This is a genomic window from Geodermatophilus sp. SYSU D00710 (genome assembly GCF_054050195.1).
The window spans coordinates 90,901-104,656 of the sequence record NZ_JBJGYX010000007.1; the positions used below are offsets into that span (position 1 = coordinate 90,901).

General features: G+C 76.0%; 13 protein-coding genes. 4 read left to right on the forward strand and 9 right to left on the reverse strand.

Annotation, left to right across the window (positions count from 1 at the left end):
- Positions 1-104: 104 nt before the first annotated feature.
- The 9 genes from ACI78U_RS05130 to ACI78U_RS05170 all read right to left on the reverse strand — a co-directional run bounded on the left by ACI78U_RS05130 (position 105) and on the right by ACI78U_RS05170 (position 8,994).
- Positions 105-1,790 carry a histidine kinase N-terminal 7TM domain-containing diguanylate cyclase gene (locus tag ACI78U_RS05130; RefSeq protein WP_456874220.1) on the reverse strand — a complete coding sequence of 562 codons (1,686 nt, stop codon included), beginning with the start codon at positions 1,788-1,790 and terminating at the stop codon, positions 105-107.
- 215 nt (positions 1,791-2,005) lie between these two features.
- Positions 2,006-2,980 carry a DNA-binding protein WhiA gene (whiA, locus tag ACI78U_RS05135; RefSeq protein WP_425283686.1) on the reverse strand — a complete coding sequence of 325 codons (975 nt, stop codon included), beginning with the start codon at positions 2,978-2,980 and terminating at the stop codon, positions 2,006-2,008.
- A gap of 43 nt (positions 2,981-3,023) precedes the next feature.
- A complete protein-coding gene (locus ACI78U_RS05140; protein WP_456874221.1) occupies positions 3,024-4,070 on the reverse strand; it encodes a gluconeogenesis factor YvcK family protein in 1,047 nt (348 codons plus the stop codon).
- Positions 4,070-5,053 carry an RNase adapter RapZ gene (gene rapZ, locus ACI78U_RS05145; RefSeq protein WP_456874222.1) on the reverse strand — a complete coding sequence of 328 codons (984 nt, stop codon included), beginning with the start codon at positions 5,051-5,053 and terminating at the stop codon, positions 4,070-4,072. The genes ACI78U_RS05140 and rapZ overlap by 1 nt, the downstream gene beginning before the upstream one ends.
- Positions 5,050-7,113, reverse strand: coding sequence for an excinuclease ABC subunit UvrC (uvrC, locus tag ACI78U_RS05150; protein ID WP_456874223.1), 2,064 nt, complete (start codon positions 7,111-7,113; stop codon positions 5,050-5,052). Before uvrC ends, rapZ begins: the two co-directional genes overlap by 4 nt.
- Before the next feature lie 136 nt (positions 7,114-7,249).
- Positions 7,250-7,672 (reverse strand): VOC family protein, encoded by a 423-nt coding sequence (locus ACI78U_RS05155; RefSeq protein ID WP_456874224.1) that lies wholly within the window; start codon positions 7,670-7,672, stop codon positions 7,250-7,252.
- A gap of 10 nt (positions 7,673-7,682) precedes the next feature.
- A complete protein-coding gene (locus ACI78U_RS05160; protein WP_456874225.1) occupies positions 7,683-8,117 on the reverse strand; it encodes a helix-turn-helix domain-containing protein in 435 nt (144 codons plus the stop codon).
- A gap of 36 nt (positions 8,118-8,153) precedes the next feature.
- Complete coding sequence (locus ACI78U_RS05165; RefSeq protein WP_456874226.1) at positions 8,154-8,435, reverse strand: hypothetical protein; 282 nt, start codon at positions 8,433-8,435, stop codon at positions 8,154-8,156.
- Between the two features lie 118 nt (positions 8,436-8,553).
- Positions 8,554-8,994 (reverse strand): MarR family winged helix-turn-helix transcriptional regulator, encoded by a 441-nt coding sequence (locus ACI78U_RS05170; RefSeq protein ID WP_456874254.1) that lies wholly within the window; start codon positions 8,992-8,994, stop codon positions 8,554-8,556.
- A 117-nt stretch (positions 8,995-9,111) separates the two neighbouring features.
- Between ACI78U_RS05170 and ACI78U_RS05175 the strand changes: the two genes are divergently transcribed.
- The 4 genes from ACI78U_RS05175 to ACI78U_RS05190 all read left to right on the forward strand — a co-directional run bounded on the left by ACI78U_RS05175 (position 9,112) and on the right by ACI78U_RS05190 (position 13,689).
- On the forward strand, positions 9,112-9,759 hold the full coding sequence (locus tag ACI78U_RS05175; protein WP_456874227.1) for an FAD-dependent oxidoreductase: 648 nt from the start codon (positions 9,112-9,114) through the stop codon (positions 9,757-9,759).
- Positions 9,749-10,738, forward strand: coding sequence for an ATP-binding cassette domain-containing protein (locus ACI78U_RS05180; protein ID WP_456874228.1), 990 nt, complete (start codon positions 9,749-9,751; stop codon positions 10,736-10,738). The genes ACI78U_RS05175 and ACI78U_RS05180 overlap by 11 nt, the downstream gene beginning before the upstream one ends.
- Complete coding sequence (locus ACI78U_RS05185) at positions 10,735-11,583, forward strand: ABC transporter permease (protein ID WP_456874229.1); 849 nt, start codon at positions 10,735-10,737, stop codon at positions 11,581-11,583. Before ACI78U_RS05180 ends, ACI78U_RS05185 begins: the two co-directional genes overlap by 4 nt.
- A 141-nt stretch (positions 11,584-11,724) precedes the next feature.
- Entirely contained in the window at positions 11,725-13,689 is a 1,965-nt protein-coding gene (locus ACI78U_RS05190; RefSeq protein WP_456874230.1) for a DUF222 domain-containing protein, read from the forward strand.
- Positions 13,690-13,756 lie beyond the last annotated feature (67 nt).

The following is a 13,756-nucleotide window of genomic DNA, read 5'->3' on the forward strand; positions in this document are numbered from 1 at the left end:
CCGTCCGGCGCCGTCGCGTGCGTCGGCCGCGCGGGGCGCGCGGCTCCGATCGCGGACGACCCTATCGGCCCCGGCGGCGGGCGACCGGGCGAGCCCCGGGAGGCTCAGCCGCCGGGGACGAGCTCCACGCCGTCGTCGGCCGCGGCGGCCGGGGCGGGGACGGCCGGGACGGGCCGGTCGCCCACGGGGTCGGCGGCGACGACGCGGTCGCGTCCGGTGGCCTTGGCGGTGTAGAGCGCCCGGTCGGCCGCCTCGAGCAGCGCGGCGGCGGAGGTGCCGTCGGCCGGGCAGACGGCCACGCCGATGCTGACGGTGACGCCGACGCGCTCGCCGTCGACGGGGACCCGCCCGGCGGCGACGGCGCGGCGGACCTGCTCGGCCCGCTCCAGGGCCTGCTCGCGGCCCGCGCCGGGCAGCACCAGCACGAACTCCTCGCCGCCGAGGCGGGCGGCGGTGTCGCCCTCGCGGACGGCGCCGGCGAGCGTGCCCGCGACCGCGGTGAGGACCCGGTCCCCCGCCGCGTGCCCGAGGCGGTCGTTGACGGACTTGAAGTGGTCGACGTCGACCACCAGCACCGACAGCCGGCCGGTGCGCGGCCGGGAGGCCAGGTCGGCGCCGAGCGCCCGGTCGAGGTGGCGGCGGTTGTGCAGGCCGGTCAGCGGGTCGCGCACGGCCTCCTCGGCCAGCTCCGCGCGCAGCCGCTCGATGACCGCGACCTGCTCGGCCAGGCGGGTGTTGAGCGCCTCGATGGCGGCCTGGCGCTCCTGCTGCTCGCTGACGTCGCGGACCACGAGGATGCGGCCGAGCGGACGGCCCCGCGGGTCGCTGACCGCCGAGTCCTGCACGTCGAGCCACAGCCCCGGCCGCACCTGGGCGACGCGGTGGCCGTCCCGGCGCTCGGTGGTGTCGAGGACCGCGACGGCCCGGGGGCCGGCGACGTCGCCGAGGGCCCGGCCGACCAGGTCGCCCCCGAGCTCGGGGCGCAGCCGCTGCAGCATCCGGGTGGCGGCCGGGTTGCAGTCGATGAGGACGCCGTCGGGGTCGACGACGAGCACGGCGTCGGGCACGGTCTCGACCACCTGCTCGCGGGCGACCGGGACCAGCCGCAGCAGACCCCCGCGGAAGATCGCCCAGCAGTCGACCACGCCGGTGAGCAGGAAGAACAGCGGGGTGAGGTCGGTGCCGCTGCCATCGAGCTGGCTGCCGACCGACACGACGTTGCCGATGGTGGAGAGCGCCGCCGACGCGAGCAGGACGGTGATCTGCCGGCGGAAGACACCCGCCGCACGCCGGTAGCGGCGGACCAGGTGCCCGTAGGCGACGGCGACGAGCGCGTAGGAGTAGGCGGTGTGGGCCAGGAACAGCGGTCCGAAGGCGACCCGTCCCTCTGCGCCGGCACCTGCGGGGACCAGGTCGGACATGACCAGGTCGCGCGTGGCCGGCAGGGTCGCCGTGACCACCAGCAGCACCGGCTCGACCGCCAGCAGCAGGGCCGGCCGGCAGCCGAGCCGCCAGGAGGGGTCGGACACGGTGCGGGCGAGCACGTAAGTGCCCACCACCACCAGCCCGACGGCCGCCAGCAGCAGCGGCGGGTAGGCGGCGACCACCGCTCGGGTGCTGACGGCGTGGACGAGGACGTCGGCGGTCGACCAGGCGGCGACGCCCGACATGGTGACCGCCAGCGCGGTGGCCGCCGGGGTGCGGGCGCGGCGCCGCCAGGCCAGCACCGCCGTGCCCGTGGCGACCAGAGCCGCGCACGCGAACAGCAGCGCCCACTGCGCCGCGCTCATCCCGGGCTCCTCGCTCCGACGGCGCGGCCCGTTGCCCGCCTCTGCTGCGTGCATCGACGCGTGCGGGGCCCCGCTGGAGGTCGGCTCACCCGGGTGGGTGAACGCGAGGGGCGTCCTCCGCGGACCGCGGAGGACGCCCCTGGTGAGCTGCTGGAACGGCCCCTCTGCAGGGTCCCGCCGCGAGCCTGCGAGCGGTGGGGGGCAGAGGGGCCCTTCTACTGCGCGAGCATGTCGTCGGTCACCACGGACTCGGTGTCCGGGATGCCGAGGTCCTTGGCCCGCTTGTCGGCCATGGCCAGCAGCCGCCGGATCCGCCCGGCGACGGCGTCCTTGGTCATCGGCGGGTCGGCGCGCTGGCCGAGCTCCTCCAGCGAGGCCTGCCCGTGCTCCAGGCGCAGCCGGCCGGCGACCAGCAGGTGCTCGGGCGCGTCGCCGGCGAGGATCTCCAGCGCCCGCTCGACCCGGGCCGAGGCGGCCACGGCCGCGCGCGCCGAGCGGCGCAGGTTGGCGTCGTCGAAGTTGGCCAGCCGGTTGGCGGTGGCGCGCACCTCGCGGCGCATCCGCCGCTCCTCCCAGGCCAGCACCGCGTCGTGGGCGCCCATCCGGGTGAGCAGCGCGCTGATGGCGTCGCCGTCGCGCACGACGACCCGGTCGGCGCCGCGGACCTCGCGGGCCTTCGCGGCGATGCCCAGCCGGCGGGCCGCGCCGACCAGCGCCATGGCCGCCTCGGGCCCGGGGCAGGTCACCTCGAGCGAGGACGACCGGCCGGGCTCGGTGAGCGAGCCGTGCGCGAGGAACGCGCCCCGCCAGGCGGCCTCGGCGTCGTTGATGCTGCCGGACACCACCGACGGCGGCAGGCCGCGCACCGGGCGGCCGCGCTGGTCGACCAGCCCGGTCTGGCGGGCCAGTCCCTCGCCGTGCTTGGCGATCCGGACCAGGTAGCGCACGCCGCGGCGGATGTTGCCGCCGGCCAGCACGCTGACCCCGCTGGTGTAGCCGTAGACCTCGCTGATGTCCCGCCGCAGCCGGCGGGCGACCGAGCCGGTGTCCAGCTCGGCCTCGATGACGACGCGCCCGCCCACGATGTGCAGCCCCCCGGAGAAGCGCAGCAGCGCGGTCACCTCGGCCTTGCGCTCGGAGGTCCGCGTGCACTCCACCCGGGACAGCTCGTCCTTGACCATGGCCGTCATCGCCACGACGACCACTCCTTCTGCTGCGGCGCCCTCATCGGCGTCACCTCTCCCCCTCGAACCGTCCGGGCCCCACCGGTCCTGGTGCCCCGGTTGCGTCCCCTGTCCCGTCCCCCTGCCCGACCTCCGGCCCGCCGGCCGCGTGTGCTGCGGCCACCGGGGCCAGCACGGCCGCCAGCCGGGCGGGGTCGTGGCGCGGGGAACCGTCGAGCGCGGCGACCGGAGCCAGCACGAGCTCGGCGCCGCACTCGCGCACCGTTGACAGGAGACCACAGCGGTCAACCACCGAGTCGGCATCCGCGATCACCGTGTGCAGCGCCACTCCGTCCAGATGGGCCTGCAGCACCCGCAGGTGCTCCTCCGGGGAGAAGCCGTCGGTCTCCCCCGGCTGGGGCTCCAGGTTGAGCACCACGACCACGCGGGCCCGGCTGGCGGCCAGCGCCCGGCGCAGCCGCGGCACCAGCAGGTGGGGCAGCACCGAGGTGTACCAGGAACCGGGCCCGAGCGAGACGACGTCGGCCTCGGCGATCGCGGCGAGCACGTCGGGGTGCACCGGCGGGTCGGGCGGGGAGACGAGGATCTCCCGAACCCGGCCGGGCGTGGAGGCGATCGCCACCTGGCCGCGGATGGTCCGGGTGCGCGCGGGGTCGTCGGGGTCGAACGTCTCCACGCGCGCGACGAGGTCCAGGGGCACGTCGGCCATCGGCAGCACCCGGCCGCGGGTGCGCAGCAGTGCGCAGACGGCGTCGAGGGCGCGCACGGTGTCCCCGCCGTGCAGCTCGACGAGCCCGGTGAGGACGAGGTTGCCCACCGGGTGGCCGGCGAGCACGCCGGTGCCGCCGAGCCGGTGCTGGAACAGCCGGGCCATCTCCTGGCGGCCGTCGTCGTCGGCGGCGAGGGCGGCCAGCGCCATCCGCAGGTCGCCAGGGGGCAGCACCGGCATCTCGCGGCGGATCCGGCCTGAGGAGCCGCCGTCGTCGGCCACCGTGACCACGGCGGTGAGGTCGGGGGTGATCCGGCGCCAGGCGGCCAGCGCGGCCGCGAGACCGTGGCCGCCCCCGAAGGCGACGACCCGGGGGTGCGCGCCCACTACTCGCGGCCCAGGTCGCGGTGGCGGGCGACCGCGGCGATGCCGTCCGCGGCCAGCCGGCGGGCGAACTCCTCGGCGATGGCGACGCTGCGGTGCTTGCCGCCGGTGCAGCCGACCGCCAGCGTCAGGTAGCGCTTGCCCTCGCGCCGGTAGCCGGGGATGAGCAGCCGCAGCACCTCGGTGTACCGGTCGAGGAAGGGCCCGGCGTCCTGCTGGCCGAGCACGTAGTCGCGCACGTCGGCGTCCTTCCCGGTGTGCGCGCGCAGCTCAGGCAGCCAGTGCGGGTTGGGGAGGAACCGGGCGTCGACGACGAGGTCGGCGTCCAGCGGCAGGCCGTACTTGAAGCCGAAGCTCAGCACGGTCGCCGTCAGCGGCGGGGTGCGGCCCTCGCGGGCGAAGGCGTTCTCCAGCGTGGCGCGCAGCTGGTGGACGTTGAGGTCGCTGGTGTCGACCCACAGGTCGGCCTCGCCGGCGATGCCGGTGAGCAGCGCCCGCTCGGCGGTGATCCCGTCGATGAGCCGGCCCGAGCCCTGCAGCGGGTGCTCCCGCCGGTTGGACTCGTAGCGGCGGACGAGCACCTCGTCGCTGGCGTGCACGTACACCACGCGTGGGCGGTGCCCGGCCTCGGCGAGCACCCGGATGGCCTCCTGCAGGTCGCTGGAGAAGGCGCGGCTGCGGACGTCGACGACGGCGGCGAACCGGCGGACGTCACCGCGGGCGCCGAGCTCGACCATCGGCGTCAGCAGCGCGGGCGGCAGGTTCTCGACGACGTACCAGCCGAGGTCCTCCATCACCCGCCCGGCGCTGTTCTTGCCGGCCCCGGACAGCCCGGTGACGACGACGACCTCGACCGGCGGCGTCTCGGTGGACGCGGCGTCGAGGCCGGCGGGGACGTCGGCCTGCGGGCCGGCCTGCCCCTCGCGCGCGGCGGCGGCCGCGGTCGGGGCGTCGGTGCCCGAGCCGGTCAGCTGTTCCTCGCTCACGACGCGACCCGGCCGACCTCGGCGGTGGCGCCCGCGCCGGGGGTGGGGGTGCCCCGCTCGGCCGGGCCGGCGGGCGCCGTGGTGCTCTCCACGACCTCCTCCACGACCTCCTCCGCGGGCCCCTCCTCCGCGGGCTCCGCCGTGCTCTCCGCCGGCTCCGCCACCGCGGCCAGCACCGCCTCGGCGGTGCGCCGGCCGATGCCGGGCACGGCCATGAGCTCGTCGACCGTGGCCGCGCGCAGCCGCTTGAGCGACCCGAACTGCTTCATCAGCGCCTTCCGCCGCGTGTCCCCCAGGCCGGGGACGTCGTCCAGGAGCGAGACCAGCATGCTGACCGAACGCTTCTGCCGGTGGTAGGTGATCGCGAACCGGTGGGCCTCGTCGCGCACCCGCTGCAGCAGGTAGAGCGCCTCGGAGGTGCGCGGCAGGACCACCGGGTCGGACTCGCCGGGCAGCCACACCTCCTCCATGCGCTTGGCCAGCCCGCAGACGGCGACGTCGACCACGCCGAGCTCGTCGAGCGAGCGGGCCGCGGCCGCGACCTGCGGCGCGCCGCCGTCGACGACGAGCAGGTTCGGCGGGTAGGCGAACCGGCGCGGCCGGCCCTCCTCCGCGGCGATCCCCTGCTCGTCGCGGCGGTCGGCCTCCTCCTTGAGGTGCCGGGCGAAGCGGCGGCGGACGACCTCGGCCATGGCCGCGGTGTCGTCGGTGCCGTGCTGGACGGAGAAGCGCCGGTAGTCGGACTTCTTGGGCAGGCCGTCCTCGAAGACCACCATCGAGGCGACGACGTTGGTCTGCTGCACGTGCGAGACGTCGATGCACTCGATGCGCAGCGGCGCCTCGGGCAGCTCGAGGGCCTCCTGCAGCTCGGAGAGGGCGAGCGACCGGGCGGTGAGGTCGCTGGAGCGCTTGACCCGGTGCCGGGCGAAGGCCTCCTTCGCGTTGCGCTCGACGGTCTCGAGCAGGCTGCGCTTGTCGCCGCGCTGCGGCACCCGCAGCGACACCCGCGAGCCGCGGAGCTCGCTGAGCAGCTCCTCGTAGACGTCGGCGTCGTCGGGGAGCTCGGGGACGAGCACCTCCTTGGGCACCGCCTCGCCGCCCTCGGTGACACCGGTGGCCTCGTCGACGCCGCCGTAGACCTGCAGGAGGAACTGCTCGACCAGTTCGCCGGTGCTGACCTCCTCGACCTTGTCGATGATCCAGCCGCGCTGGCCGCGGACCCGCCCACCGCGGACGTGGAAGACCTGCACGGCGGCCTCGAGCTCGTCCTGGGCGAAGGCGACGACGTCGGCGTCGGTGCCGTCGCCGAGCACGACCGCCTGCTTCTCCATCGCCCGCCGCAGCGCGCCGAGGTCGTCGCGCAGCCGGGCGGCCTTCTCGTACTCCATCGCCTCGGCGGCCTCGGCCATCTCCCGCTCGAGCCGCTTGACCATGAGGTCGGTGCGGCCGGCCATGAAGTCGCAGAAGTCGTCGACGATCGCCCGGTGCTCCTCGGCGCTGACCCGGCCGACGCAGGGCGCGGCGCACTTGCCGATGTAGCCGAGCAGGCAGGGCCGGCCGATCTGCCCGGCCCGCTTGAACACGCCGTTGGAGCAGGTGCGGGCGGGGAAGACGCGGGTGAGCGTGTCGAGGGTCTCGCGGATGGCCCAGGCGTGGGCGTAGGGGCCGAAGTAGCGGACGCCCTTCTTCTTCGGCCCGCGCATGACCTGCAGCCGCGGGTACTCCTCGTTGAGCGTCACGGCCAGCGACGGGTAGCTCTTGTCGTCGCGGTAGCGGACGTTGAACCGCGGGTCGAACTCCTTGATCCAGTTGTACTCGAGCTGGAGGGCCTCGACCTCGGTGCCGACGACGGTCCACTCGACGCCGGCCGCCGTCGTCACCATCTGGCGGGTGCGCGGGTGCAGGCCGGCGACGTCGGCGAAGTAGCTGTTGAGCCGCTGGCGCAGGTTCTTGGCCTTGCCGACGTAGACGACGCGGCCGTTCGGGTCGCGGAACTTGTAGACCCCGGGCGACTCGGGGATGGAGCCGACCGCCGGTCGGTACGTGGACGGGTCGGGCACGCTTCCACACTAGGTGCCCCGGACGACGGTCCGCCCGCCCTCCGTCCCCGCGAACCACACCGCTGTGGTTCCCGGCCGTGCCGGTGCGGTCCGGCCGGGCCCGCGGGACGGGCCCGGCCGGGGGCCGGGGCGCGGCTCAGCTCGAGGGAGGCGGGGTCATCTGGGCGATGCGGACGGAGTTGCCGAAGGGGTCGCGCAGACCGAAGTCGATGCCGTAGGGCTGCACGACCGGCTCCTCGGGCAGGTCGACGCCCAGCTCCTTGAGCCTGGCGTGGGTCTCGTGCGCGTCGTCGGTGGTCAGGAAGAGGTGCCCGCCGCCGGCGCCCTTGGTGACCAGGTCGCGCACCGTGTCGGCGATCTCCGGGCTCACCGACGGCGGCGCGGGCCGCTCGAGCAGCACGGCGTGGCCGGGGTCGCTCGGCAGCGCGACGGTGAGGAAACGCATCGGCCCGAACTGCTGGTCGACCTGGACCTGGAAGCCCAGCTTGCCGACGTAGAAGTCGAGGGCCTGGTCCTGGTCCAGCACGTAGATCGACGTGATCGAGATGGTCTTCAACATGATCACGACGCTAGGACCCGGCGGGGTCCGCGGGCTTCTCCGGAACTGCTGTCTTCTCGCTCGGCCGCAGCCACCGCATGCCGAAGCAGGAGGGCACCGGCGCCAGCGGCCCGCGCCGCCGATAGACGCTGGGCGGCTCCCCCACGATCCCGGCGAACACCCGGCTGAAGGTGCCCAGGCTCGCGAAGCCCACGGCCATGCAGACGTCGGTCACCGACCGGTCGGTGCTGCGCAGCAGGAACATCGCCCGCTCCACCCGCCGGCGCTGCAGGTAGCGGTTGGGCGTCTCGCCGAAGGTGGCCTTGAAGGTGCGGATGAAGTGCGCCTCGGAGACGTGCGCGACCCGGGCCAGGGCGGCCACGTCGAGCGGCTCGGCGTAGCTGCGGTCCATCACGTCCCGGGCACGCAGCATGCGCAGGTTGGAGTCCTCGACGGCCCGGCTCACCGGGCCATCTTCCCGGCCGCCGCGGGACGGCCGAGGTCAGCCGGCGGCGCGGGAGCGGTGCAGCGCCGGCAGGGACAGGGCGGTGAGGGCCCGCTGCCCCAGGCGGACAACCCTGGCGGCCAGCGCCAGCGCCGCGAGGAGCCCCACCCCGCCGGCCAGGACGGCGACGGCACCGGGGACGGCGTTCCCGGTGACGGCGAGCGCGGCGACGGTCACCAGTGCGACGAGGACGAGGGTGGAGCGCACGCCGCCGGACCTGCGTACGGGCTGCCCGCAGTGGGACAGGTCGGGATCGCAGTCGGGCGTGAGCGCGCTCATCGGCGTCTCCTCCATCGGGGACCGGGCACGCCGATGGGGAGGCGTGACGTCCGTCACAGGGGACGATACGGTCCGGGGCCGGATCCGCTCAAGAGGTGATCACCTGGTCCGGCGGCGCTCAGCGGCAGTCGTCCTCGCCCGCGGCGCAGACGGCGACGAGCAGCCGCCGGAGGGTCGCCAGGTCCCGCTCGCTCGTGTCCGGGAACAGCTGCTCGTGCACGGTGGCGACGGACCGGTGGACGTCGGCCGCCACGGCCCTGCCCTCGTCGGCCAGCCGGACGATGTGCCGGCGGCGGTCGGCGGGATCGCGCACCCGCTCGACGAGGGCGGCGTCCTCCAGGTCGTTGAGCAGGCCGACCAGGACGCTCGGGTCCACGGCCAGCTGCTCGAGCAGCTCCTGCTGGGTCGCCGACCCGGTCTGCTCCAGCCGCATGAGGATCTGGCCGTGCCGCGGGCGCAGCCCGGAGTCGGAGAACTGCCGGCCCAGCAGCAGCGCCGCCCGGTGACCCGCCTGGGCGAGCAGCACCGGCAGCGGCAGGTCCTCGATCGGCACGGGCATCCCCACGGGACGCAGTCTAGCGGAGCCGACTGTTTCTTCCTCTGAATCGTTGACAGGTACCAACGGTCGGCTACCGTGGACGGCGCCGGGCACCACCCACAGACCTCGGAGACCGCCATGGCCCTGCTCAGCACCGCCACGCTGGAGTTCGTCGGCCGCACGGACACGGAGGGGGGCGTCACGGCGTTCGCCTTCGCCCCCGTGGAGCCGCTCACCCACCTCGCCGGCCACCACGCCTTCGTCTCGCTGCGCGACGGCGGGACCAAGCCGTTCTCCCTGGCCTCGGCCCCCGAGGACCCGCAGGTGCTGATCGGCACCCGGCTCGCCTCGGGCAGCCGGTTCAAGCGGGCGCTCACCGGGCTCTCCCCGGGCGACCGCGTCCGGCTGCGCCGGCCGCTGCAGCGATCGGCCCTGGCCGACACCGCCGACGACGTCGTGCTGCTCGCCCAGGGCGTCGGGGTGACGCCGCACCGGGCACTGCTACGCCACCTCGCGGCGACGGGCGACCGGCGCCGCGTGACGCTGGTCCACGTCGGCCGCGACCACCCGTTCCGCGCCGACACCGAGGAGCTCGCGCACGCCGCCGCCTACCCGGGCGACCGCGCGGCCTTCGGACGGGAGCTGGAGCGGGTCACCACCGACCTGCCCCGGGCCACCTACCACGTGTCGGGCTCCCCGGCCTTCGTCCGCGACACCACCACCGCGCTGTCCGCCGCGGGCATCCCGCGCCGCCAGGTCCGCCGGGAGGCCTTCCGTGGCTACTGACCCGCCCGCCGTCGTCGCCGAGGGGCTGGTGCGCCGGTTCGGCAGTGGACCGGACGCGGTGACCGCCGTCGACGGGGTCGACCTCGAGGTGCCCGCCGGCACCGTCGTCGGGCTGCTCGGCCCCAACGGCGCCGGCAAGACCACCGTCGTCCGGCTGCTCACCGGCCTGCTGCGCCCCACTGCCGGCACCGCGACGGTGGCCGGCGTGCCCGTCGGTCCCGACGGCGTGTCCGACGGCACGCGACTGCGGGCGCGCATCGGCCTGGCCGGCCAGTACGCCGGGGTGGACGAGGCGCTGACCGGGAGGGAGAACCTGCGCATGTTCGGCCGGCTCGGGCACCTGACCCGGGCGTCGCGGCGGGCGCGCGCCGACGCGCTGCTCGACGCGTTCGGCCTCACCGACGCAGCCGACCGGCCGGCGCGGACCTACTCGGGAGGCATGCGACGCCGGCTGGACCTGGCCGCCGCACTGGTGGCCGAGCCACGGGTGGTGTTCCTCGACGAGCCCACCACGGGCCTGGACCCGCGGTCGCGCCTGGCGCTGTGGGAGGTGGTGGAGGAGCTCGCCGCCGCCGGCACCGCGGTGCTGCTGACCACGCAGTACCTGGAGGAGGCCGACCGGCTCGCCTCCTCGCTGGCGGTCGTCGACGCCGGCCGGGTGATCGCCCGGGGCACACCGGCCGAGCTGAAGGCCTCCCTCGGCGGCGGCGCGCTGCAGGTGCCGCTGAGGGACCCCGACCGTACGGCGGCGGCCGTGACCGCCGTGGCCGGCCTGGGCACCGGCCCGGCCGCGGTCAGCGACGGGGTGCTGCGGCTGCCGGTCGCCGACCCGGGCACGGCCCTGCCCGAGCTGGTGCGCCGGCTCGACGCCGCCGGGATCGGCATCCGCGGCGTCGGGATCTCCGAGCCCACCCTCGACGACGTCTTCCTCGCCCTCACCGGCCGCACCGCCGACACGACCACCCGGAGCGCAGCATGACCACCTCCCTCGTCACCGACCCCGCGCCCCGGACCGACGCCGTGGCTCGCGGATCGGTCCTCGGCCCGCCCGCGGTGTCGGCGAGCCGGCCACTGGTCGGCTGGGCGGTGCGCGACGCGCTGACCACCGGCTGGCGCAGCCTGGTGGGCGCGTTCCGGACACCGCCGGTCCTGGTGTTCGCCCTGGTGCAGCCGGTGATGTTCGTGCTGCTGTTCCGGTACGTCTTCGGCGGCGCCATCCAGACGCCCGGCGTCGAGTACGTCGACTACCTGATCCCCGGGATCTTCGTGCAGACCGCGGTGTTCACCGGTGTCGCCACCGGCGTCGGGCTCGCCGAGGACCTCGGCCGGGGCGTGGTCGACCGGTTCCGGACCCTGCCGATGGCCGGCTCGGCCGTGCTGTCCGGGCGGACCCTCGCCGACGCCGCGCGCACCGTGGTGACGCTCCTGGTCATGCTGGGCGTCGGCCTCGCCGTCGGGTACCGGCCGGGCAGCGTCGCCGGCGTCGTGGCCGGCCTCGGTGTCGTGCTGCTGCTGTCCTACGCGGTCACCTGGTTCTACGTGCTGATCGCGCTGGCGGTGCGCAGCCCCGAGGCGGCCCAGTCGGCGGCGTTCGTCCTCACCTTCCCGCTGACCTTCGCCAGCTCGGCGTTCGTCAGCACCGACACGATGGCCGACTGGCTGCGCGGCTTCGCCGAGAACCAGCCGATCACGCTCACCGCGGACGCCGTGCGGGCGCTCACCGGGGTCGGCGACGCGAGCGTGTGGCCGGCCCTGGCCTGGGCGGCGGGGTTGCTGGTCGTCCTCGCGCCCGCCGCGGCCGCCCTCTACCGGCGGGGCCGCTGAGGACCTGCTGCGGTCGTGTCTCGCCACCCCTCGCAGCCATGCCGCCGGGCTCCGCGGCCGAGCACCCGCTAGCCGTCTGACCAGTGAGTTCGTCATCCACAGGACTTGATCGGCACGGCGTTCGAACGTATGATCGAATGCGTGGCGGGAGTCCTGGCGGTCGACGAACCACCCCTGGTGGAGTGGGCGTCGGGGCCGCTGGGAGCGGTGCAGGCCACCGACCGGGAGATCGCCCGGCAGACCGCGCTGCGGGCCCGGGCGGTGGCCGCGTTCGCCGCCGCGCGGCCGTCGTCGGCCGATCGGCCGCCGGGCTCGCCGGGGGCGATGGCCGCCGAGCGGTGGGCGGCGCGGGCCGAGGTGCTGCGGCCGGTGAGTGAGTGGGCCACCGACGAACTCGCGGTGGCCCTGGCGCTGTCCACCCAGGCGGCGCAGGCGCTGCTGGAGCGGTCGCTGACCCTGGTGCACCGGCTACCGGGCACGCTGACCGCGCTGGAATCGGGGGCGCTGCACGTGGGGCACCTGGGCCCGCTGATCGACAAGGTCGCCCCGATCGCCGACGACGCGCTGCGCGCCGCGATCGAGGCCGACCTGCTGGCCTGGGCGGCCGGGCGGCACACCACGCCGGCGCAGCTGGGCGACAAGGCCCGCCGGGAGCTGCTCAAGCGCACCGCCCGCGCCGCCGCCGATGACCTGCTCAAGGCGGTGCGCCGGCGTGGCGTGTCGGCCGGCCCGGACCGGGTCGACGGGATGAGCGTGGTCTCGGCGCTGCTGACCACCCCCGAGGCGGCCGCACTGGTCGCCGCGCTGGGCGCCTGTGCCGACGCGCTGCCCGCCGATCCGGCCGATCGCCGGACCCGGGGGCAGAAGATGGCCGACTGCCTGCTGGACCTGGTGCTGCGCCCCGGGGAGACCGGGCTGCCACCGGTGCAGGTCACCCTCACCGTGGTCGCCCCGGTCGGGGCGCTGCTGGGCGGGGACGCCGCCTGTGAGATCGACGGGCAGGTGGTGCCCGCCGAGCTGGTCCGCGCGCTGCTGGCCGCCCTCACCGGCCACCGGGCCGACGCCACCACCGGCACCACCACCAGTGACACCGACATCGGCGACACCGCGGCCGATGGCGAGGCGACCGACACCGACGCGGCCGACACCACCGCGGCCGGCACCACCGCGGCCGACGCCACCACCAGTGACACCGACATCGGCGACACCGACGCGGCCGTCGGGGTCGATGCGGCGGCGTTCCTCACCGAGGACGAGCACTTCGCGCGGTGGGCCGAGGAGCTGGAAGCGCGGATCCTGGCCGGGGAGTTCGATGCCCGCCCCGGGCCCTGCTACCTCGACGAGGACCTGCCACCGGACGATCCGCCCGACGCGCACCACACGGCCGACGCCGACGACACGGCCGACGCCGACGAGGTGGCCGCACCGGACCCCGATGGCTGGTGGGCGCGCGCCGACCGCGCCGTCGACCAGGCGAGTGCTGCGCTGCTCGGGCTGCAGCGCGCCCTGGGCCACGCCCGCCGGACGGTGGCCACCGCGCAGCGCGCCGACGCCGCCGACGAGGCCACCTGGGCGGCGAGTCCCGCCGGCCGGATCACCACCGCACCCGACGTCCTCACCCAGCTGGCCGCCGCCACCGGCCAGGCCCGGACGTCGCTGGCCGCCCTGCTGGGTGCCACCGGCGGGGGCGGGCTGGCCGACCGGCCCCGCATCGCACTCACCCACGCGGCCGGCGGCGCGCTGCTGGCCCTCACCGACCTGCCCGCCCTGCACCGCGCCGCCCGCACCGGCGCCGGCCTCGGCGCCCCCGGACCCAGCGCCGGCTACCGGCCGAGTGCGGCGCTGGACCGGCACGTCCGCGCCCGCGACCGCCGCTGCCGCTTCCCCGGCTGCCGCCGCCCCGTCCCCCGCGGCGGCGAGCTCGACCACGCCACCCCCTGGCCGGCCGGACCCACCACCGCGGCCAACCTCACCGGCTACTGCACCGGCCACCACCGCGGCAAGCACCAGGCCCCCGGCTGGCGACACGCCCTCGCCGCCGACGGCACCCTCACCGTCACCACCCCGTCCGGCCTCACCGCGACCACCACCCCACCGCCCTACTGACGGGTGACCAGAGCGGCGAGCGGACCAGCCGGGAACCACACGGCCTCCGCCGACGACCAAGCACGTG